Here is an 18,810-nt window from a genome sequence, read left to right as displayed (position 1 = left end):
GCAGCCCCCCGGCCGTCGGCGGCAGTCTGCCACCTGGCACCGACGAACAACAGTCCGTCCGGCCAGGCCCTCCCGCACGGCGCCCGGAACGGGCCTACGGTAGACCCAAGTCCTGGGAAATGTCTGAGAGTTGACGCGACTCTTGACGGGCCGGCCAGCTTCGGGGTAACGCGGGGGAACGCGACGGCGCCCGCCCTCCAACTGGTCGGGGAAGAGGGCAGGCGCCAGGAGACCGCGTTGGCCCGGCGACGCTGGCGGGGGCAGCGGGTTGAGCTCCCGGCGATGCGGCACCGGGGGTTCGGGGGGCCGGTCGGCCCGTCAGACGACCAGCGGGCGGTCGGTGGGACGGATCGGGGCCGGCAGTGGGGTCTTGCCGCCGAGGTACTTGTCCACCGCGGCTGCGGCCGAGCGGCCTTCCGCGATGGCCCAGACGATCAGCGACTGACCGCGACCGGCGTCTCCGCAGACGTACACGCCATCGACATTGGTGGCGAACCGGCCGTCGCGGCCAATGTTACCGCGCGCGTCCAGGTCCACGCCGAGCTGCTCGACCAGGCCGTTGCGGACGTCGGTGCCGGTGAAGCCCATGGCCAGGGTGACGAGCTGCGCCGGGATGGCCCGCTCGGTGCCGGGGACGGGCTCGAAGCGGCCGTCCCTGAACTCGACCTCGACGAGGTGCAGCTCCTGGACGTCGCCGTGCTCGTCGCCGGTGAAGTGGGTGGTGTTCACGGAGTAGATCCGCTCGCCGCCCTCCTCGTGCGCGGAGGTGACCTTGTAGGTCATCGGCATGGTCGGCCAGGGCTGGTGGCCGGGGCGCTCCTCGGCGGGCCGCGGCATGATCTCCAGCTGGGTGACGGAGGCCGCGCCCTGGCGGTGGGCGGTGCCGACGCAGTCGGCGCCGGTGTCGCCGCCGCCGATGACGACGACGTGCTTGCCCTTGGCGCTGATCGGCGACTCGACGAAGTCGCCCTCCTGTACCTTGTTGGCCAGCGGCAGGTACTCCATGGCCTGGTGGACGCCCTTGAGCTCGCGCCCGGGCACCGGCAGGTCGCGCGCGGTGGTGGCGCCGGCGGCGACGACGACGGCGTCGAAGCGCTCGCGCAGCTGCTGGCCGGTGATGTCCTCGCCGACGTGCACGCCGGTGCGGAAGCGGGTGCCCTCCGCGCGCATCTGCTCGACGCGGCGGTTGATGTGGCGCTTCTCCATCTTGAACTCGGGGATGCCGTAGCGCAGCAGGCCGCCGACGCGGTCGGCGCGCTCGTACACGACGACGGTGTGCCCGGCCCTGGTGAGCTGCTGGGCGACGGCCAGGCCGGCCGGGCCGGAGCCGACGACGGCGACGGTCTTGCCGGACAGCCGCTCCGGGACCTGCGGCGTGACGCCGCCGCGGTCCCAGGCCTTGTCGATGATGGTGACCTCGACGTTCTTGATGGTCACCGCGTCCTGGTTGATGCCGAGCACGCAGGCCGACTCGCAGGGCGCCGGGCAGAGGCGGCCGGTGAACTCCGGGAAGTTGTTGGTCGCGTGCAGCCGCTCGATCGCGCCGACGAAGTCGTCCCGGTAGGCGAGGTCGTTCCACTCGGGGATGAGGTTCCCGAGCGGGCAGCCGTTGTGGCAGAACGGGATGCCGCAGTCCATGCAGCGGCCGGCCTGCTCGGTGATGATCGGCAGGAGGCTGCGCTCGACGTAGACCTCGTTCCAGTCCCGCAGGCGCACGTCGACGGGGCGCCGCTCGGCCAGCTGCTTGGGCGTGGTCAGGAAGCCCTTGGGGTCAGCCATTAGCCGCCTCCATCATCTTGCGAGTGGTCTCGGCCTCGGAGAGGCCATCGCGCTCAGCGGCGTCCTTGGCGGCGAGCACTGCCTTGTAGTCGGTCGGCATGATCGTGGAGAAGCGGGAGACCCCGCTGCCCCAGTCGGCCAGGAGTTCGGCGGCGACGGTGGAGCCGGTCTCCTCGTAGTGCTGCTGCACGGTCTCGCGCAGCCAGTCGCGGTCGGCGGCGGAGGGGGCCTCGATGCCCACCAGGCCGTCGTTGACGTTCGCGGGGCGCAGGTCCAGGACGTAGGCGATGCCGCCGGACATGCCGGCCGCCAGGTTGCGCCCGGTCTCGCCGAGGATGACGACCCGGCCGCCGGTCATGTACTCCAGGCCGTGGTCGCCCACGCCCTCGACGACGAGGGTGGCACCGGAGTTGCGGACGGCGAAGCGCTCGCCGGCCTTGCCGCGCAGGTGGATCCGGCCGGAGGTGGCGCCGTAGCCGATGGTGTTGCCGGCGATGACGTGGTTCTGCGCGTCGTTGCCGATGGCCGCGGCGTCGCGGGCCGGGCGGACGATCACGACACCGCCGGAGAGGCCCTTGCCGACGTAGTCGTTGGCGTCGCCCTCCAGCCGCAGGGTCACGCCGCGCGGCACGAAGGCGCCGAAGGACTGCCCGGCGGAGCCGGTGAAGGTGACGTCGATGGTGCCCTCGGGCAGGCCCTCGCCGCGGTAGCGCCTGGTCACCTCGTGGCCGAGCATGGTGCCGACGGTGCGGTTGACGTTGCGGATCGGCAGCTGGATGCGGACGGTCTCGCCGCGCTCCAGGGCGTCCTCGGCGAGCGTGATCAGCTGGTTGTCCAGGGCCTTGTCGAGCGCGTGGTCCTGGAAGGTGGTGCGGTGGCGGGCCGCGCCCTCGGGCAGCTGCGGGACGTGGAAGAGCGGGGCCAGGTCGAGCCCGGCGGCCTTCCAGTGGTCGATGGCGGCGGCCGCGTCGATGTGCTCGGCGTGGCCGACGGCCTCCTCGATCGTGCGGAAGCCCAGCTCGGCGAGGATCTCCCGGACCTCCTCGGCGATGAACTCGAAGAAGTTGACCACGAACTCGGGCTTGCCGGAGAAGCGCTCGCGCAGCACCGGGTTCTGGGTGGCGACGCCGACCGGGCAGGTGTCCAGGTGGCAGACGCGCATCATGATGCAGCCGGAGACGACCAGCGGCGCGGTGGCGAAACCGAACTCCTCGGCGCCGAGCAGCGCGGCGATGACGACGTCGCGGCCGGTCTTGAGCTGGCCGTCGGTCTGCACGACGATGCGGTCGCGCAGGCCGTTGAGCAGCAGGGTCTGCTGGGTCTCGGCGAGGCCGAGCTCCCAGGGGCCGCCCGCGTGCTTCAGCGAGGTCAGCGGGGAGGCGCCGGTGCCGCCGTCGTGCCCGGAGACCAGCACCACGTCGGCGTGCGCCTTGGAGACGCCCGCGGCGACCGTGCCGACGCCGACCTCGGAGACCAGCTTCACGTGGATGCGGGCGGCCGGGTTGGCGTTCTTGAGGTCGTGGATGAGCTGCGCCAGGTCCTCGATCGAGTAGATGTCGTGGTGCGGCGGCGGCGAGATCAGGCCGACACCCGGGGTGGAGTGCCGGGTCTTGGCGACCCACGGGTAGACCTTGTGGCCGGGCAGCTGGCCGCCCTCGCCGGGCTTGGCGCCCTGGGCCATCTTGATCTGGATGTCGTCGGCGTTGACCAGGTACTCGGAGGTGACGCCGAAGCGGCCGGAGGCGACCTGCTTGATGGCCGAGCGGCGCTCGGGGTCGTACAGGCGGTCCGGGTCCTCGCCGCCCTCGCCGGTGTTGGACTTGCCGCCGAGGCGGTTCATCGCGATGGCGAGGGTCTCGTGCGCCTCCAGGGAGATGGAGCCGTACGACATGGCGCCGGTGGAGAAGCGCTTGACGATCTCGGAGACCGGCTCGACCTCCTCGACCGGGATCGGGGTCCGGCCGAGGGCGTCCAGTTGGAACAGGCCGCGCAGTGTCATCAGGCGGGTGGACTGCTCGTTCACCCGGTCCGTGTACTGCTTGAAGATGTCGTACCGGCGGTTGCGGGTGGAGTGCTGGAGCCGGAAGACGGTGTCCGGGTCGAACAGGTGCGGCTCGCCCTCGCGGCGCCACTGGTACTCGCCGCCGATCTCCAGCGCGCGGTGCGCGGCCGGGATGCCGGAGGCCGGGTAGGCCTTGGCGTGGCGGGCGGCGGTCTCCTTGGCGATCTCCTCCAGGCCGATGCCGCCGAGCTTGGTGGTGGTGCCGGCGAAGTAGCCGTCGACCAGCTCCTGGGAGAGGCCGATGGCCTCGAAGACCTGGGCGCCGCGGTAGGAGGCGACGGTCGAGATGCCCATCTTGGACATGACCTTGAGCACGCCCTTGCCGAGCGCCTTGATCAGGTTCTTGATGGCCTTCTCGGCCTCGACGCCCTGGATGAACACCTTCTGGGCGACGAGGTCCTCGACGGACTCCATGGCCAGGTACGGGTTGACGGCGCCGGCGCCGTAGCCGATCAGCAGCGCGACGTGGTGCACCTCGCGGACGTCGCCGGCCTCGACCAGCAGCGACACCTGGGTGCGCTGCTTGGTGCGGATGAGGTGGTGGTGGATCGCGGAGGTGAGCAGCAGCGAGGGGATCGGGGCGTGCTCGGCGTCGGAGTGCCGGTCGGAGAGCACGATGATCCGGGCGCCGTCGGCGATCGCGGCGTCGGCCTCGGCGGCGATCTCGGCCAGCCGGGCGGCCAGGCCCCGGCCGCCGGCGGCGACCTTGTAGAGGCCGGAGAGCGTGACGGCCTTGAGGCCGGGCTGGTCGCCGTCGTGGTTGATGTGGACGAGCTTGGCCAGCTCGTCGTTGTCGATCACCGGGAAGGTGATGCCGACCGAGCGGCAGGCGGCGGCCTCGGCGGCCAGCAGGTTGCCCTCGGGGCCGAGGTTGCTGAGCAGCGAGGTGACGAGCTCCTCGCGGATGGCGTCCAGCGGCGGGTTGGTGACCTGCGCGAAGAGCTGGACGAAGTAGTCGAAGAGCAGGCGCGGCTTCTCGCTGAGCGCGGCGATCGGCGAGTCGGTGCCCATCGAGCCGAGCGCCTCGCCGCCGGTCTTGGCCATCGGGGCGAGGATGACCCGCAGCTCCTCCTCGGTGTAGCCGAAGGTCTGCTGGCGGCGGGTGACCGAGGCGTGGGTGTGGAAGATGTGCTCGCGCTCGGGCAGCTTGGCGAGCTGGATCTGCCCGGCGGCGACCCACTCCGCGTAGGGGTGCTCGGCGGCGAGGGAGGACTTGATCTCCTCGTCCCCGACGATGCGGCCCTCGGCGGTGTCGACGAGGAACATCCGGCCGGGCTGCAGGCGGCCCTTCTTGGCGACCTTCTCCTGGTCGATGTCGAGCACGCCGACCTCGGACGAGAGGACGACGAGGCCGTCCTCGGTGATCCAGTAGCGGGCCGGGCGCAGGCCGTTGCGGTCGAGCACGGCGCCGATCTGGGTGCCGTCGGTGAAGGTGACGCAGGCCGGGCCGTCCCAGGGCTCCATCAGGTTGGAGTGGTACTGGTAGAAGGCGCGGCGGGCCGGGTCCATGGTGGCGTGGTTCTCCCACGCCTCCGGGATCATCATCAGCACCGAGTGCGGCAGCGAGCGGCCGCCGAGGTGGAGCAGCTCCAGGACCTCGTCGAAGGAGGCGGAGTCGGAGTGGTCCGGGGTGCAGACCGGGAAGATCCGCTCCAGGCCCCGGCCGTTGCGGTTGGCGGGGATGAGGTCGGTGGCGAGCTGGGACTCGCGGGCGCTCATCCAGTTGCGGTTGCCCTTGACCGTGTTGATCTCGCCGTTGTGGGCGACGAACCGGTACGGGTGGGCGAGCGGCCAGCTCGGGAAGGTGTTGGTGGAGAAGCGCGAGTGCACCAGGCCGACGGCGGAGGCGTAGGAGCGGTCCGACAGGTCGGGGAAGAAGGGCTCCAGCTGGCCGGTGGTCAGCATGCCCTTGTAGACGATGGTGCGCGCGGACAGCGACGGGAAGTAGACCCCAACCTCGCGCTCGGAGCGCTTGCGGACGACGAAGGCGGTCCGGTCGAGCTCGATCCCGGCCAGGCCCTCCTTGGCGAGGAAGAGCTGCCGGAAGCGCGGCATGACGCTGCGGGCGGTGGCGCCGAGCAGGTCCGGGGTGACGGGGACGTCGCGCCAGCCGAGGACGGTGAGGTCCTCCTCGGCCGCGATGGCCTCGATCCGGGCGACGGCGTCCGCGTCGGCGGCGTCCTCGTCGGGCAGGAAGGCGATGCCGACCGCGTAGGAGCCGGCGGCGGGGAGCTCGAAGTCGACCTTGCCGCGCAGGAAGGCGTCCGGGATCTGGGTGAGGATGCCGGCGCCGTCACCGGAGTCCGGCTCGGCGCCGGTGGCGCCGCGGTGCTCCAGGTTGCGCAGGACGGTCAGCGCCTGTTCGACGATGGTGTGGTCGGCGATGCCGGTCAGCGTGGCGACGAAACCGACGCCGCAGGCGTCGTGCTCGTTCCGCGGGTCGTACAGGCCCTGAGCGGTAGGTCGCGCATCCGGAACGAGCGCGTACGGCTGGCGGGCTGCGCCGGCCTGGGGCTCGTTGGCGGAGTGCATGGATGCAGGCAGCATCGGCTCTCCCGTCGTCGTCTTTCGGCTGTGTGGTGCAAGGAGGGACGACGTTGGCCCTGATGCGATTTCGTGCAAGTTACATGATGCCCAAGATCCCGGGAAGTGGAATATCTCGTCCACATGGCGGACTGATCCGCAGGTCAAGGGGGGAATGAGAGGACGCGCCACAATGCGCGTCCCCTCGATTGTGCCCGGCGGTCGGCCGCCTGAAACAGGGGCGAAACCCGATCGCCACACGGGACGATCAAGGACGCCTGTGAATCGATCCCGAGGGCTCGGCCACGGATGCGAATCCTCGGCCCCGAGGCCCGAATGGTGAGACTAGGCCAGGCGCCACCCGGCAGCCATGTGCGGAACGTCACGCACTTCCCGGCATAGTCATGCACTCCACCGGGTCGTCACACACCCCGGCCGAACGAGCGCACCCGGGTCCTGTCCGGCCGATCTTGCCGGGCCCGCGACGCCGGGCAGGACCTAGCCGACGTGCCCGCCGATCAGCCACCCCAGCAGGTACGTCACCCCGGCCGCCGCCCCGCCCAGCACCAGCTGCCGAAGCCCGCTGAACCACCAGCTGCGCGCCGTCACCCGGGCCACCACCGCGCCGCACAGGAACAGCCCCACCACCGACAGCAGCAGCGCCGGCACCAGCGAGGTCGCCCCCAGCAGGTACGGCAGGAGCGGCAGCAGCGCGCCCACGGCGAAGCAGACGAAGGACGACCCGGCGGCCACCCACGGTGACGGCAGGTCGTTCGGGTCGATGCCCAGTTCCTCCCGGGCGTGGATCTCCAGGGCCTGGTCCGGGTTGGCGGACAGCTGCCGGGCCACCTCGTGGGCGAGGTCCGGTTCCACCCCGCGGGCGATGTACAGCTGCGCCAGCTCGGCCAGCTCTCCGTGCGGGTTGCGGCTCAGCTCCAGCCGCTCGGCCTCGATCTCGGCCTGCACCAGCTCGGCCTGCGAGGCCACCGAGGTGTACTCCCCCGCCGCCATCGAGCAGGCGCCGGCCACCAGCCCGGCGAGCCCGGTCAGCACCACCGTGCCGCTGGACGCCGAGCCGCCGACCACGCCGGTCATCAGCGCGAAGTTGGAGACCAGGCCGTCCATCGCCCCGAACACGGCGGGCCGCAGCCAGCCTCCGTTCACGTCCCGGTGGTGCCCGGCAGCGGGTATGCGGGGGTGGTTCCCGGCCTCGGGCTCCAGGGTGGTCGCGCTCACGGCAGTTCCCCTCCGTTCGATTCGTCTGCCCCGACCGTAGACCGCCTGACCTGCGCATTTCCAGCAAAGTAAGGCTGTCCGAACAGCGCTTCGGCCGCCCTGCGCGAGCATCGCGCGGGCGGCCGAAGCGGGGGTAACTCCCAGGTCAGGTCAGGTTCTTGGCATTCTTGTCGGCGCTCTCGACGGCTTCGGAGACCGCCTCCGCGTCCGCCTTTTCGTCCGTGGGCTGAGACAGTTCGGCGGTCTCACCGGCCCCGGCGACCTTCTCGGACGGCGCGGGCCTCCCGGCGGCCTTCTCCGCCGAAGCGGCCTTGCCGGCCTTCTCGGCCTTGCCGGACTTCTCGGACGGCGCGGCCTTGCCGGACACCGCGGCCTTCTCGGACGCCGCCGCCTTGTCGGACGGGCCCTGCGCCTCGCCCTCCTCGTCGGCCAGCGGGTCGATGCTCGCCGGGTCCTCCCGGCCGGGCCGCTTCTTGCCGACGACCACCAGGTAGACCACGGCACCGATGAACACCACGATCGACGTCCAGTCGTTCAGCCGCAGGCCGAAGTAGACGTGCGCCTCGTCGATCCGCAGCCACTCGGTCCAGAACCGGCCCACCGTGTACGCGGCCACGTACAGCGCGAAGGCCCGGCCGTGCCCCAGCTTGAAGCGGCGGTCGGCCCAGATGACCAGCAGCGCGACCCCGACGCACCAGATCGACTCGTACAGGAAGGTCGGGTGGTAGACGCCCTTGACGACCTCGCCGCCCGGCAGCGTCTTGTCGATCTCCAGGCCCCACGGCAGCGTGGTCGGCCGGCCGTACAGCTCCTGGTTGAAGTAGTTGCCCCAGCGGCCCATCGCCTGCGCGAGCGCGATGCCCGGCGCGATGGCGTCCGCGTACGCGGGCAGCGGCACGCCCCGGCGGCGGCAGCCGATCCAGGCCCCGACCGCGCCGAGCGCGACGGCGCCCCAGATGCCGAGGCCGCCCTCCCAGATCTTGAAGGCGTTCCAGGGGTTCCTGCCGGCCCCGAAGTACAGCTGGTGGTCGGTGATCACGTGGTACAGCCGGCCGCCGACCAGGCCGAAGGGCACGGCCCAGACGGCGATGTCGCCGACCGTGTGCTTGGCACCGCCCCGGGCGACCCAGCGCTTGCTGCCGAGCCAGACGGCCACGACGACACCGAGGATGATGCAGAAGGCGTAGGCGCGCAGCGGGATCGGTCCGAGGTACAGGACGCCCCGCGACGGGCTGGGAATGTAGGCGATATCCATGGCGGTTCCGACGCTACAGGGTCTGCGGCCCCCGCTGGGCACCCCCGGGGTCACAGATACCGAACAACGGGCACCGGGAACGGCGCCGCCGCCCCCTCCGGACGGGGAGGAGGAGGCGGCGGTCACCCGGCGGTGTGCGGGGCTCAGCCCGCGGTCGGCGACGGGTTGTTGGCCTCCGAGGCGGTGCTGGTGGGCGCCGGGGTCTGCCCGTTGGAGCCCGCGGTGCCCAGCTGCTTGCCCTGGTTGGCGGCGTCGACCCACTTCACCAGGTTCGCCGGGGTGATCTCCTCGGCGCCGTTCTTGGGGTAGATCGGCTGGCCGTTGAGCAGCACGGTCGGGGTGGACTTGTAGCTGGACTTGTCGAAGTCCTGCTGCACGGACGACACCCATCCGCCGTACTTGTTGTCGTTGACGCAGGCCTCGAACGTGGGCGTGTCGAGGCCGTTGACCTGTTTGGCGAGGTTGATCAGGACGGCCTTGTCGCCGAAGGCGTCGCTGGTCTCGTCCGGCTGGTTGCGGTACAGCACGTCGTGGAAGTCCCGGAAGTGCCCGGCGTCCTGGGCGCAGGCCAGCGCGTTGGCGCCGGCCTTGGAGCCCTTGCCCGGGACGGCCCGGTCGATGAACGACACGATGTGGTAGTTGGTGTAGATCTTGCCGGCGTCTTCCAGCTGGTCGACGGTCGAGGAGAACTCGCGCTCGAAGATCCCGCAGGCCGGGCAGCGCGGGTCCTCGTAGACGGTGAGGACGGCCGGGGCGTTGGCCGATCCGGCCGGGATGACCAGGTTCTTGTCGCCGATCGTCCCGGCGGGGGCGGCGACCGGGGTCTCCGGCTTGGAGCGCTGGTTCTGCACCACGACGCCGGTGACCACGGCGGCGGCGATCACCACGAGCACCGCGCCGCCCACCAACAGCTTCTTCCTGCGCCTGGACGTGGCCTCGTCGGCCGCCCGCTGCTCCAGCATCCGCTCGCGGGCGGTGCGCTTGCCTTCTCGGTTCTTCTCGCTCATTGCCTTGACATCCACAATCGGGGAGGGCCTTCGTGGGGTGGGGTGGGGGTGCGGCGGGGCCGGCCGGTCAGCTCGCCAGCCAGCCGTCCGCCGAGATCCTGGTGCGGGGCCGCCACAGCAGCCACCCGGCCAGCAGGAGGAACCCGGTGTCGCGCAGGATCTCCTGGAGGTACTCGGTCTGCGAGGCGTCGACGTGCCCGCCGCCGCCGAAGCAGCCGCAGTCGATCGAGATGCCGCGCGCCCAGGCGGCGGCGATCCCGGCGATGAAGGTGAGCAGCAGCAGCGCCGAGACGCCGGCGACGATCCGGACGCCGAGGCCGATCACCAGCAGCAGGGCGAGCGCCAGCTCCAGGAAGGGCAGGGCGTAGCCGACCGGCTTGACCAGGCCCTCGGGCAGGATCTCGTAGGCGCGGACGGCCTGGGCGGCCTCCGCCGGGTCGGCGATCTTGGCCAGGCCGGCCCAGCCCCAGACCACCGCGAGGCCGAGCCGGACGACGGTGCCCAGCCACGGACTCCAGGCCGGCACCGGCCGCCGGGCGGGCGGCGCGGGCGCCGGGTCACCGGGCTGCGCTGCCGGGCCGGCCATCAGGGAACCCCCCTCGGGAAACTCGTTCACTTCCTGATGAACCGTAAGGGATGAAGGACGGTTCCTCCATATTCAGGAATTAAGCCGGATGGGTGACGTCTGGTGATGGTGTGTCCGAATCCGGCGAACGTCCGTTCAGGGGTGGGTGGCCGTGGTCGATCAGGTCCGCCCGGCTCTCAGGAACGGCAGCCGGGCGGGCGGCCGGGGTCGAACAGGTCGGCGCGGCCCTCGTGGTGCGGGTGGGCGGCCCGTTCGGCGGCGTCCCAGCGGGCCGCCTCGGCGCAGGCGTACGCGTCCCGCACGGCCCGCTCGGCACCGCGCTTGGCCAGCGCCTGCCCCACCTCGGTGTGCGCTCCGACGGCGGCGCCGAGCGCCAGTGCGGCGGCGGCCGCCCGCAGCAGAACGGCCCGATGGAGACCCGGCACCGGCTCACTCCTTCGCTCGCTCGGCAACCCCCGTGCACCTCGTTCGTGCACTCGTCCCTCCACTCAACGCCGGTCAACCCCGGCTGATGCGTGTGCCCGTCGCTGTTCACCCGTTCGGGGCCGCGCGAGCGCCGCCGCCCGGCGAGCCGGGCGCACGCAAGCGCGACGGCCCGCCACCCACGAAGGGTGGCGGGCCGTCACGTGGTACCGGGTCAGCGCCGGCGGACGCCCGCCGCCAGCTCGCCGGCCAGGGCGCGCACCGCGTCCAGCGCGGCCGCCTCGTCGTCGCCGGCCTCCAGGATCCGCTTGACGAACGCGGAGCCCACGATCACGCCGTCGGCGAAGCCCGCCACCTCGGCGGCCTGCTCGGGGGTGGAGACGCCGAGGCCGACGCAGACCGGCAGGTCGGTGGTCGCCCGGGTGCGGGCGACCAGGTCCTCGGCGAGCGAGCCGACCTGGGCGCGGGTCCCGGTCACGCCCATCACGGCGGCCGCGTAGACGAAGCCGCTGCCGGCCGCGGTGACCTCGGCCAGGCGCGGGTCCTTGCTGCTGGGGGCGACCACGAACACGGTGTCCAGACCGTGCTCGTCCGCCGCCTTGCGCCACTCCTCGGACTCCTCGACCGGCAGGTCCGGCAGGATGCAGCCGGCGCCGCCCGCGGCGGCGAGGTCGGCGGCGAAGCGCACGGTGCCGTAGCGGTCGACCGGGTTCCAGTACGTCATCACCAGCACCGCCGCCTCGGGGTGCGCGGCGGCGACCTCCTGGACGGTGCGCAGCACGTCCTTGATCCGCACGCCGCCGCGCAGCGCGATGTCGTCGGCGGTCTGGATGACGGCGCCGTCCAGCACCGGGTCGGAGTGCGGCAGGCCGACCTCGACGATGTCGCAGCCGCCCTCGATCAGGGCGTTGATCGCCCGGATGCCGCCGTCGACGGTCGGGAAGCCGCCCGGCAGGTAGCCGATCAGCGCGGCGCGGTCCTCGGCCTTGGCGGCCGCCAGGATGCCACTGAGCTTCGATGCCATGGTCACTTACCCCCGTGGGCCGCGTCGTGGGCCGAACCGCCGGCCGGCTCGTCGTACAGGCCGAAGTACTCGGCCGCGGTGTGCATGTCCTTGTCGCCGCGCCCGGAGAGCGAGACCAGGATGGTGGCCTCGGGCCCGAGCTCGCGGCCCAGTTCCAGGGCGCCGGCCAGCGCGTGGGCGCTCTCGATGGCCGGGATGATGCCCTCGGTGCGGGACAGCAGCCGCAGCGCCTGCATGGCGGCGTCGTCGGTGACGGGGCGGTACTCGGCCCGTCCGGTGTCCTTCAGCCAGGCGTGCTCCGGGCCGACGCCCGGGTAGTCGAGGCCGGCGGAGATGGAGTGCGACTCGATGGTCTGGCCGTCCTCGTCCTGGAGGACGTAGGTGCGCGAGCCGTGCAGCACGCCGGGGTCGCCCTTGGTGAGGGTGGCGGCGTGCTTGGGGGTGTCGGCGCCCTCGCCGGCGGCCTCGCAGCCGATCAGGCGCACGCCGGCGTCGGGGATGAACTCGTGGAAGATGCCCATCGCGTTGGAGCCGCCGCCGACGCAGGCGACGACGGCGTCGGGCAGCCGCCCGGTGCGGTCGAGCACCTGCTGGCGGGCCTCGACGCCGATGACCCGGTGGAAGTCGCGGACCATCATCGGGAAGGGGTGCGGGCCGGCCACGGTGCCGAACAGGTAGTGGGTGGAGTCCACGTTGGCGACCCAGTCGCGGAACGCCTCGTTGATGGCGTCCTTGAGGGTGCGGCTGCCGGAGGTGACGGACACCACCTCGGCGCCGAGCATCCGCATCCGGGCGACGTTCAGCGCCTGGCGCTGGGTGTCGACCTCGCCCATGTAGATGGTGCAGTCGAAGCCGAACAGGGCGCAGGCGGTGGCGGTGGCCACGCCGTGCTGGCCGGCGCCGGTCTCGGCGATGATCCGGGTCTTGCCCATCCGCCGGGTGAGCAGGGCCTGGCCCAGCACGTTGTTGATCTTGTGCGAGCCGGTGTGGTTGAGGTCCTCGCGCTTGAGCAGGACGCGCGCGCCGCCCGCCTCGGCGGAGAAGCGGTGCACGTCGGTCAGCGGGCTCGGGCGGCCGGTGTAGTCCTTGAGCAGGCCGTCGAGTTCGGCGGCGAAGGCCGGATCGGCCTTGGCCTTCTCGTACTCCTCGGCGACCTGCTCGACGGCGGCGACCAGCGCCTCGGGGATGAAGCGGCCGCCATAGGCACCGAAGTAGCCTCGGGCGTCCGGCACCTGGGCGCCGGGCAGGTAGTCCTTCGCGGACTTGTCGGACATGGTGGAGTCCTTTGGGAGATGACGACAGGGACGTCTCGTGGCTGGGCTCAGCCGGATGTCCGTCGCCATCGGCGGCCCGGCACCTGCCCGGGCTCGCAGCCGATCACGTACCGCACCCGCCGCCCCAGCACCCGGCGTGCGGGCGCGCGGCAGCCGCGCGGGCGGCAACCGGGGGCGAGGCGGGTGGCGATCTTCATGTCGGCGGGTCAGTCCTTGTGCCGGACGGCGGGGTGGGCGCCGGCCGCGACCAGGTCGGCGACCGCGGCGCGCGGGTCCCTGCCGGTCACCAGGGACTCGCCGACCAGGACTGCGTCGGCGCCCAGGTTGGCGTAGGAGATCACGTCCAGCGGGCCTCGCACGCCGGACTCGGCGATCTTGACGACGCTGTCCGGGATGGCGTGGACGACGTTGCCGAAGGTGTTGCGGTCCACCTCAAGGGTCTTGAGGTTGCGGGCGTTGACGCCGATGATCCGCGCCCCGGCGTCCACCGCGCGCTTGATCTCCTCCTCGTCGTGCACCTCGACCAGCGGGGTGAGGCCGATCGACTCGGCCCGCTCGATCAGCGACACCAGGGCCGACTGGTCGAGGGCGGCGACGATCAGCAGCGCGAGGTCGGCGCCGTGCGCGCGGGCCTCCCACAGCTGGTAGGCGGTGACGATGAAGTCCTTGCGCAGCAGCGGGGTGTCCACCGCCGCGCGGACGGCGTCCAGGTCGGCCAGCGAGCCGCCGAAGCGGCGCTGCTCGGTGAGCACGCTGATCGCGGCGGCGCCGCCGGCCGCGTAGTCGCTCGCCAGGGCGGCCGGGTCGGCGATCGCGGCCAGCGCGCCCTTGGACGGGCTGGAGCGCTTCACCTCGCAGATCACCCGGACCCCGTCGCCCTTGAGCGCGGCGACGCCGTCCTTGGCCTCGGGGGCCTTGGCGGCGAGTTCCTTCAGCTGGTCCAGGGAGACCCGGGCCTGCCGTTCGGCGAGGTCCTCGCGGACCCCGTCGATGATCGTGTCGAGCACACTCATGCGCACACCTCGCTTCGCTCAGCAGGCGCTGCGCGCAACACGCACCTGTCAATGGTTCGCTCGCTCACGCGAAGTGCCCCCAACATTTCTGTTCGTTCGCCGGCGACGAGCCGTCCGGGCGGTGGCCCGGCGGCACTTCGATGGTATCGGCACCCGGGGGCGCGGGGCGCATCCGCCCGGTGTGCGTCTCGCGTGCCGGACGCCCCCCTGGGCGGCTCCCAACTGCGGTTTCACCGGTTCTCCGGCACCGCCCGGACGTGCGGCGCGGACCAAGTGGACCGATGTACGGGCCCCGCTGTGGACCGGTGCGCCGGCCCGCGCGGGTCGCTACCCGTCGGCGCGGGCGATCAAACCAGCAGGGGCGCCAGCCCCGCCCCGACGGGCAGGTTGCGCACCACCGTGAACACCAGCAGCAGCAGGAGGACCAGCACCCAGCGCCGGGCCCCGAGCGGGGCCCTGGGCCGCGGCCCGCCGCCGGTCAGCGCGACCCAGGCCCAGCGCAGCCACAGCAGCGCCAGGACGCCGAACAGCAGGACGGCCGCGGCGTTGTCGTGCAGCGCGCCGGTGAAGTCCCCGTGGGCCAGCGCGTGGACGCAGCGCAGCCCCCCGCAGCCGGGGCACCACCAGCCGGTGGCGGCCAGGAAGGGGCAGTCGGGGTAGTGCCCGGGGGTGTTCGGGTCCACCGCGGCGACGTAGACGGCGGGGACGGCCACCGCCGCCAGCGCGGCCAGCGGCGGGCCGAGCCGGCGCAGGACGGGCGGCAGGGCGGAGGTGGTGGAGGCGGAGGTCACGCCCCAATTCTGCCCGGGCCGGGCCCGGACAGAACGAAACGGCGGGCGTGGCGCGCCCGCCGTTCGGTACTGCTACGACGTCGGTACTGCTACGAGTCGGTACTGCCACGAGTCGGTACTGCCGCGAGTCGTACTCCTGCGGGTCGTACTGCTGCGAGGAGTCCGTCGTCAGGCGGCGACGGCGGCCCGGGCCGCGCGCTGCTCCTCGTGCGAGGTGTACACGTTGGCGCTCGGCTGCTTGCCCATGCCCGCCATCGACATGGCCTTGCCGACCACACCGCCGGCCAGGATGACCGCGATGCCGGCCCAGACCAGCATCACCGACGGGAGGATCATCGCGACCCCCGCGATCCCGAAACCGATGAACGTGATGGTCACGCCGGTCCAGGCGGCGGTGGTGTGACCGTGTGCTGCTGCTGCCATCTGAGTGGTGCTCCTAGCCTCTCGGGGCCCGGCCGGGCCTGCGGGGCCGCCGGCGGGTTGACGGGTTCCATTGTGCCGGGCCACACACCGGCGACCCAAAGCGGGTGGCGGGTCTATCGCGTCACACCGGCGTCGGGGCCCACCGAGGGCCGCTCAGGGCCTCTCAGGGCCGCTCAGGCCTGCTCAGGCCGGAAGCCCCGGCCCGGCGCTCAGACCGTGGTCGGGTCCTCGCCCCGGTCCAGCGCCTTCCACAGGTCTGCCGGGGTCTCGCTCTTCGCCGGGGCCTTGCGGGTGGGCGCCTCGTAGCGGCTGCCCATGGCCGGCCAGCTCCGGCCGTAGCGGAGGGTGAGCAGCCCGGCGACGGCCAGCAGCAGTCCACCGGCCAGCGCCACCCAGGGCCAGCCGGTGTGGCCGACCTCGGTGGCCGCCGAGCCGGACAGCGCCAGCTTGCGGGCCGCCTCGGCGTCCAGCGCGGCGGTGTCCCCGGCGCCGGCGGCCGAGGCGACGGCCGCGCCGAGGCCCGCCAGCAGGGTCAGCGCGCCGACCGCGAGCCGGCCCGCGCCGCGCACCGCGAACACCGCGACGGCCGCCGCGAGCCCCACCAGGGCCAGCCCGCCCGGGAGTTCGGAGATCGTGCCGCCGGAGACGGACACCGCCAGGGTGCCGGCCCGGCCCTCGGCCCAGACCCGGCCGACGGCGGTCAGCACCAGCACGGCGCTCAGCACGGTCAGCAGGAGCATCACGCCGAGCGTCCGGCGCCCCGACGCGGGGGCCGGCGGGGCGGGTACGGGGGTCTGGTCAGGTGCGCTCACCCGTCCACTATCCCCCGACCGGCGTCCGGCCCCGCACCCGGGGTGGGCGGCCCGGCCGGGAACTCGTCCGTCCGCAGCACCAGCGTCCGCCCGGCGAGCGGCAGGAAGAGATCATTGCCGAACGGCACCCGCTCCGCCTCCCGGTACCCGCCGTCGGCGGACGGCGCGGTGTGCACGGTGCAGGCCGCCGCCACCGGATCCACCACCACGTACAGCGGGATCCCGCTGCGCGCGTACGCCGGCGCCGCCTCGGCGAGGTGCGGCCGGGCCACCTCCAGGACGGCCTCGACATCGCCCCCGGCGTACCGGCCCCGGCCGTCGGGCTCCGCCCCCGGAGCGGTCACCACCAGGTCGGAGATCAGGTCGGGGATCAGGTCGGGCACCCCGGCCGGAGCACCGATCCCGGCGTCGACCACCGCGCCGGCCAGCGCCCGTCCGTGCCCGCCCAGCTGGTCCTCGATCTGGGCGGCCGCATCGAGCACGACCACCCGCCGCAGTTCGTCGGGCGACACCTCGGACATCCCGGCCGCCTCCCTCGACGACTTACGGCTCACAGCTCACGACTGCCGACTCACGACTGGCGACTCACGACAGTTCCGGCGTCCGCAGCGTATTGGCGGTGGCGACGGCCCGCAGCACGGCGGCCGCCTTGTTGCGGCACTCGGTGTCCTCCCCGTGCGGGTCGGAGTCCGCGACCACGCCCGCGCCGGCCTGCACGAAGGCGGTGCCGTCGCGCAGCACGGCGGTGCGGATCGCGATCGCGGTGTCGGAGTCCCCGGCGAAGTCCAGATAGCCGACGCAGCCGCCGTACAGGCCGCGGCGGGTGGGCTCCAGCTCCTCGATGATCCGCATCGCGCGGGGCTTGGGCGCGCCGGACAGGGTGCCGGCCGGGAAGCAGGCGGTCAGCACGTCGAAGGCGGTCCGCCCGGGCGCCACCCGGCCGGTGACGGTGGAGACGATGTGCATCACGTGGCTGTAGCGCTCGATGTGCATGAAGTCGATCACCTCCACGCTGCCCGGCTCGCAGACCCGGCCCAGGTCGTTGCGGCCCAGGTCGACCAGCATCAGGTGCTCGGCCCGCTCCTTGGGGTCCGCGAGCAGCTCGGCGGCCAGCGCCGCGTCCTCGTGCGGGGTGGCGCCGCGGTGCCTCGTCCCGGCGATCGGGTGCACCATCGCCTCGCCGCCGGTCACCTTGACCAGCGCCTCCGGGCTGGAGCCGACCACGTCGAAGCCGCCCTCGGCGGTGCCGTCCGGCCCCGGGAAGCGGAACAGGTACATGTACGGGCTGGGGTTGGTGGTGCGCAGCACGCGGTAGACGTCCAGCGCCGAGGCCGGGCAGGGCGCCTCGAAACGCTGCGAGGGGACGACCTGGAAGGCCTCGCCCGCTCGGATCCGCTCCTTGACCACCTCCACCGCCGCCCGGTACAGCGCGCCGCCGAACGGGGAGCGGGCCTCGCCCGGCCCGGCCGGGGTGAAGGTGGCCAGGCCCGGGTCGACCGGCTTGAGCAGGTCGGCCTCCATGGCGTCCAGCCGGGCCACCGCGTCCGCGTACGCCTCGTCCACGCCGCTGGCGAGGTCGTTGTGGTTGACGGCGTTGGCGATCAGCAGCACCGTGCCGTCGACGTGGTCGAGCACGGCGAGGTCGGTGGCGAGCAGCATGGTCAGCTCGGGCAGCCGCAGGTCGTCCGGGTTGAGGTCGGGCAGCTTCTCCAGCCGGCGGACGACGTCGTAGCCCAGGTAGCCGACCAGGCCGCCGGTGAGCGGCGGCAGGCCGTCGTCGTCGCGGCGCGGGGTGTGCAGCGCCTCCAGCGCGGCGCGCAGCACCTGCAAGGGGTCGCCGCCGGTCGGGATGCCGACCGGCGGGGTGCCCAGCCAGCGGGCCTCGCCGTCCTCCCCGACGGTGAGGACGGCGGCGCTGCGGACGCCGACGAACGAGTAGCGCGACCAGCTGCGGCCCTGCTCGGCGGACTCCAGCAGGAAGGTGCCGGGCCGCTCCTCGGCGAGGCTGCGGTAGAGGCCGATCGGGGTGAGACCGTCCGCGAGGAGCCTGCGGGTGACCGGGATGACCCGGGTGTCGACGGCGAGCTTGCGGAAGGCTTCGAGATCCATGGCGAGCGGCACCTTCTGGAGTTCCGGCAGGAGGAGTGGGGGGAGAGGTCAGGCGAGCGGGAGCACGTCGGCGTCGAAGCAGGTGCGGTCGCCGGTGTGGCAGGCGGCACCGGTCTGGTCGACCTTCACCAGCAGGGTGTCGCCGTCGCAGTCCAGCGCCACCGACTTGACCGCCTGGGCGTGGCCGGAGGTGTCGCCCTTCACCCAGTACTCGCGGCGGCTGCGGCTCCAGTAGGTGCAGCGGCCGGTGGTGAGCGTGCGGTGCAGCGCCTCGTCGTCCATCCAGCCCAGCATCAGCACCTCGCCGGTGTCGTACTGCTGCGCGATCGCCGGGAGCAGGCCGTCCTCGGTGCGCTTGAGGCGCGCGGCGATCTCGGGGGCCAGGGCGGTGGTGCCGGGGGTGGCGGGTGTGGTGGACATGGGGCCATTGTTGCAGTCCGGCCCACCGCCCCGGATGCGCCCTGCGCCCCCGTGCCGTGTGCCCCTACTCGGT

At 72.8% G+C, this 18,810-nt stretch carries 17 protein-coding genes; all 17 read right to left on the bottom strand.

From position 1 onward, the window contains the following. Positions 1-318 precede the first annotated feature (318 nt). Positions 319-1,779 carry a glutamate synthase subunit beta gene (locus tag ACIQVZ_RS17830; RefSeq protein ID WP_350887754.1) on the bottom strand — a complete coding sequence of 487 codons (1,461 nt, stop codon included), beginning with the start codon at positions 1,777-1,779 and terminating at the stop codon, positions 319-321. Beyond that, positions 1,772-6,373 (bottom strand): glutamate synthase large subunit, encoded by a 4,602-nt coding sequence (gene gltB / locus ACIQVZ_RS17825; protein ID WP_350887756.1) that lies wholly within the window; start codon positions 6,371-6,373, stop codon positions 1,772-1,774. Before gltB ends, ACIQVZ_RS17830 begins: the two co-directional genes overlap by 8 nt. A 489-nt stretch (positions 6,374-6,862) precedes the next feature. After that, positions 6,863-7,585 carry a VIT1/CCC1 transporter family protein gene (locus tag ACIQVZ_RS17820; protein ID WP_350885790.1) on the bottom strand — a complete coding sequence of 241 codons (723 nt, stop codon included), beginning with the start codon at positions 7,583-7,585 and terminating at the stop codon, positions 6,863-6,865. A gap of 160 nt (positions 7,586-7,745) precedes the next feature. Further along, positions 7,746-8,855 (bottom strand): prolipoprotein diacylglyceryl transferase, encoded by a 1,110-nt coding sequence (gene lgt / locus ACIQVZ_RS17815; protein WP_402450914.1) that lies wholly within the window; start codon positions 8,853-8,855, stop codon positions 7,746-7,748. Positions 8,856-8,998: 143 nt separating this feature from the next. Continuing rightward, positions 8,999-9,862, bottom strand: a complete 864-nt coding sequence (locus ACIQVZ_RS17810) for a thioredoxin domain-containing protein (RefSeq protein ID WP_350885693.1) — start codon at positions 9,860-9,862, stop codon at positions 8,999-9,001. A 67-nt stretch (positions 9,863-9,929) separates the two neighbouring features. Then, positions 9,930-10,448: a MauE/DoxX family redox-associated membrane protein gene (locus ACIQVZ_RS17805; protein ID WP_402450909.1), complete on the bottom strand. Its 519-nt coding sequence runs from the start codon at positions 10,446-10,448 to the stop codon at positions 9,930-9,932. 176 nt (positions 10,449-10,624) lie between these two features. After that, positions 10,625-10,873 (bottom strand): hypothetical protein, encoded by a 249-nt coding sequence (locus ACIQVZ_RS17800; protein WP_350885697.1) that lies wholly within the window; start codon positions 10,871-10,873, stop codon positions 10,625-10,627. A gap of 212 nt (positions 10,874-11,085) precedes the next feature. Further along, positions 11,086-11,895 carry a tryptophan synthase subunit alpha gene (gene trpA / locus ACIQVZ_RS17795; RefSeq protein WP_402450906.1) on the bottom strand — a complete coding sequence of 270 codons (810 nt, stop codon included), beginning with the start codon at positions 11,893-11,895 and terminating at the stop codon, positions 11,086-11,088. A 2-nt stretch (positions 11,896-11,897) separates the two neighbouring features. Next, positions 11,898-13,169 carry a tryptophan synthase subunit beta gene (trpB, locus tag ACIQVZ_RS17790; RefSeq protein ID WP_350885701.1) on the bottom strand — a complete coding sequence of 424 codons (1,272 nt, stop codon included), beginning with the start codon at positions 13,167-13,169 and terminating at the stop codon, positions 11,898-11,900. Between the two features lie 47 nt (positions 13,170-13,216). Then, positions 13,217-13,366: a tryptophan biosynthesis modulator TrpM gene (trpM, locus tag ACIQVZ_RS17785; protein WP_167745855.1), complete on the bottom strand. Its 150-nt coding sequence runs from the start codon at positions 13,364-13,366 to the stop codon at positions 13,217-13,219. A gap of 9 nt (positions 13,367-13,375) precedes the next feature. Next, on the bottom strand, positions 13,376-14,182 hold the full coding sequence (trpC, locus tag ACIQVZ_RS17780) for an indole-3-glycerol phosphate synthase TrpC (RefSeq protein WP_350885703.1): 807 nt from the start codon (positions 14,180-14,182) through the stop codon (positions 13,376-13,378). 347 nt (positions 14,183-14,529) lie between these two features. Next, positions 14,530-14,973: a DUF2752 domain-containing protein gene (locus ACIQVZ_RS17775; RefSeq protein WP_350885705.1), complete on the bottom strand. Its 444-nt coding sequence runs from the start codon at positions 14,971-14,973 to the stop codon at positions 14,530-14,532. 168 nt (positions 14,974-15,141) lie between these two features. Then, the gene (locus ACIQVZ_RS17770; protein ID WP_350885707.1) at positions 15,142-15,396 is read right to left on the bottom strand and encodes an HGxxPAAW family protein; all 255 of its coding nucleotides are present in this window, start codon (positions 15,394-15,396) and stop codon (positions 15,142-15,144) included. Between the two features lie 209 nt (positions 15,397-15,605). Beyond that, complete coding sequence (locus ACIQVZ_RS17765) at positions 15,606-16,136, bottom strand: TIGR02234 family membrane protein (protein ID WP_402451031.1); 531 nt, start codon at positions 16,134-16,136, stop codon at positions 15,606-15,608. 68 nt (positions 16,137-16,204) lie between these two features. Continuing rightward, positions 16,205-16,729 (bottom strand): Uma2 family endonuclease, encoded by a 525-nt coding sequence (locus tag ACIQVZ_RS17760; RefSeq protein ID WP_402450899.1) that lies wholly within the window; start codon positions 16,727-16,729, stop codon positions 16,205-16,207. A gap of 64 nt (positions 16,730-16,793) precedes the next feature. After that, positions 16,794-18,317: an anthranilate synthase component I gene (locus ACIQVZ_RS17755; protein ID WP_402450896.1), complete on the bottom strand. Its 1,524-nt coding sequence runs from the start codon at positions 18,315-18,317 to the stop codon at positions 16,794-16,796. Between the two features lie 48 nt (positions 18,318-18,365). Then, the gene (gene hisI, locus ACIQVZ_RS17750; protein WP_063347172.1) at positions 18,366-18,737 is read right to left on the bottom strand and encodes a phosphoribosyl-AMP cyclohydrolase; all 372 of its coding nucleotides are present in this window, start codon (positions 18,735-18,737) and stop codon (positions 18,366-18,368) included. Positions 18,738-18,810: the final 73 nt, after the last annotated feature.

Source organism: Kitasatospora sp. NPDC098663, assembly GCF_044760075.1.
Lineage (GTDB): Bacteria > Actinomycetota > Actinomycetes > Streptomycetales > Streptomycetaceae > Kitasatospora.
Note: the sequence above shows the minus strand (reverse complement) of the source record. Positions and strands in the feature narration are given on the sequence as shown.

Bases quoted from the DNA above. Each gene is read 5' to 3' on its own strand.
- ACIQVZ_RS17830 (WP_350887754.1), bottom strand. From the start codon at position 1,779: ATGGCTGACCCCAAGGGCTTCCTGACCACGCCCAAGCAGCTGGCCGAG.
- gltB (WP_350887756.1), bottom strand. From the start codon at position 6,373: ATGCACTCCGCCAACGAGCCCCAGGCCGGCGCAGCCCGCCAGCCGTAC.
- lgt (WP_402450914.1), bottom strand. From the start codon at position 8,855: ATGGATATCGCCTACATTCCCAGCCCGTCGCGGGGCGTCCTGTACCTC.
- ACIQVZ_RS17810 (WP_350885693.1), bottom strand. From the start codon at position 9,862: ATGAGCGAGAAGAACCGAGAAGGCAAGCGCACCGCCCGCGAGCGGATG.
- ACIQVZ_RS17805 (WP_402450909.1), bottom strand. From the start codon at position 10,448: ATGGCCGGCCCGGCAGCGCAGCCCGGTGACCCGGCGCCCGCGCCGCCC.
- trpA (WP_402450906.1), bottom strand. From the start codon at position 11,895: ATGGCATCGAAGCTCAGTGGCATCCTGGCGGCCGCCAAGGCCGAGGAC.
- trpB (WP_350885701.1), bottom strand. From the start codon at position 13,169: ATGTCCGACAAGTCCGCGAAGGACTACCTGCCCGGCGCCCAGGTGCCG.
- trpM (WP_167745855.1), bottom strand. From the start codon at position 13,366: ATGAAGATCGCCACCCGCCTCGCCCCCGGTTGCCGCCCGCGCGGCTGC.
- trpC (WP_350885703.1), bottom strand. From the start codon at position 14,182: ATGAGTGTGCTCGACACGATCATCGACGGGGTCCGCGAGGACCTCGCC.
- ACIQVZ_RS17770 (WP_350885707.1), bottom strand. From the start codon at position 15,396: ATGGCAGCAGCAGCACACGGTCACACCACCGCCGCCTGGACCGGCGTG.
- ACIQVZ_RS17765 (WP_402451031.1), bottom strand. From the start codon at position 16,136: ATGCTCCTGCTGACCGTGCTGAGCGCCGTGCTGGTGCTGACCGCCGTC.
- ACIQVZ_RS17760 (WP_402450899.1), bottom strand. From the start codon at position 16,729: ATGTCCGAGGTGTCGCCCGACGAACTGCGGCGGGTGGTCGTGCTCGAT.
- ACIQVZ_RS17755 (WP_402450896.1), bottom strand. From the start codon at position 18,317: ATGGATCTCGAAGCCTTCCGCAAGCTCGCCGTCGACACCCGGGTCATC.
- hisI (WP_063347172.1), bottom strand. From the start codon at position 18,737: ATGTCCACCACACCCGCCACCCCCGGCACCACCGCCCTGGCCCCCGAG.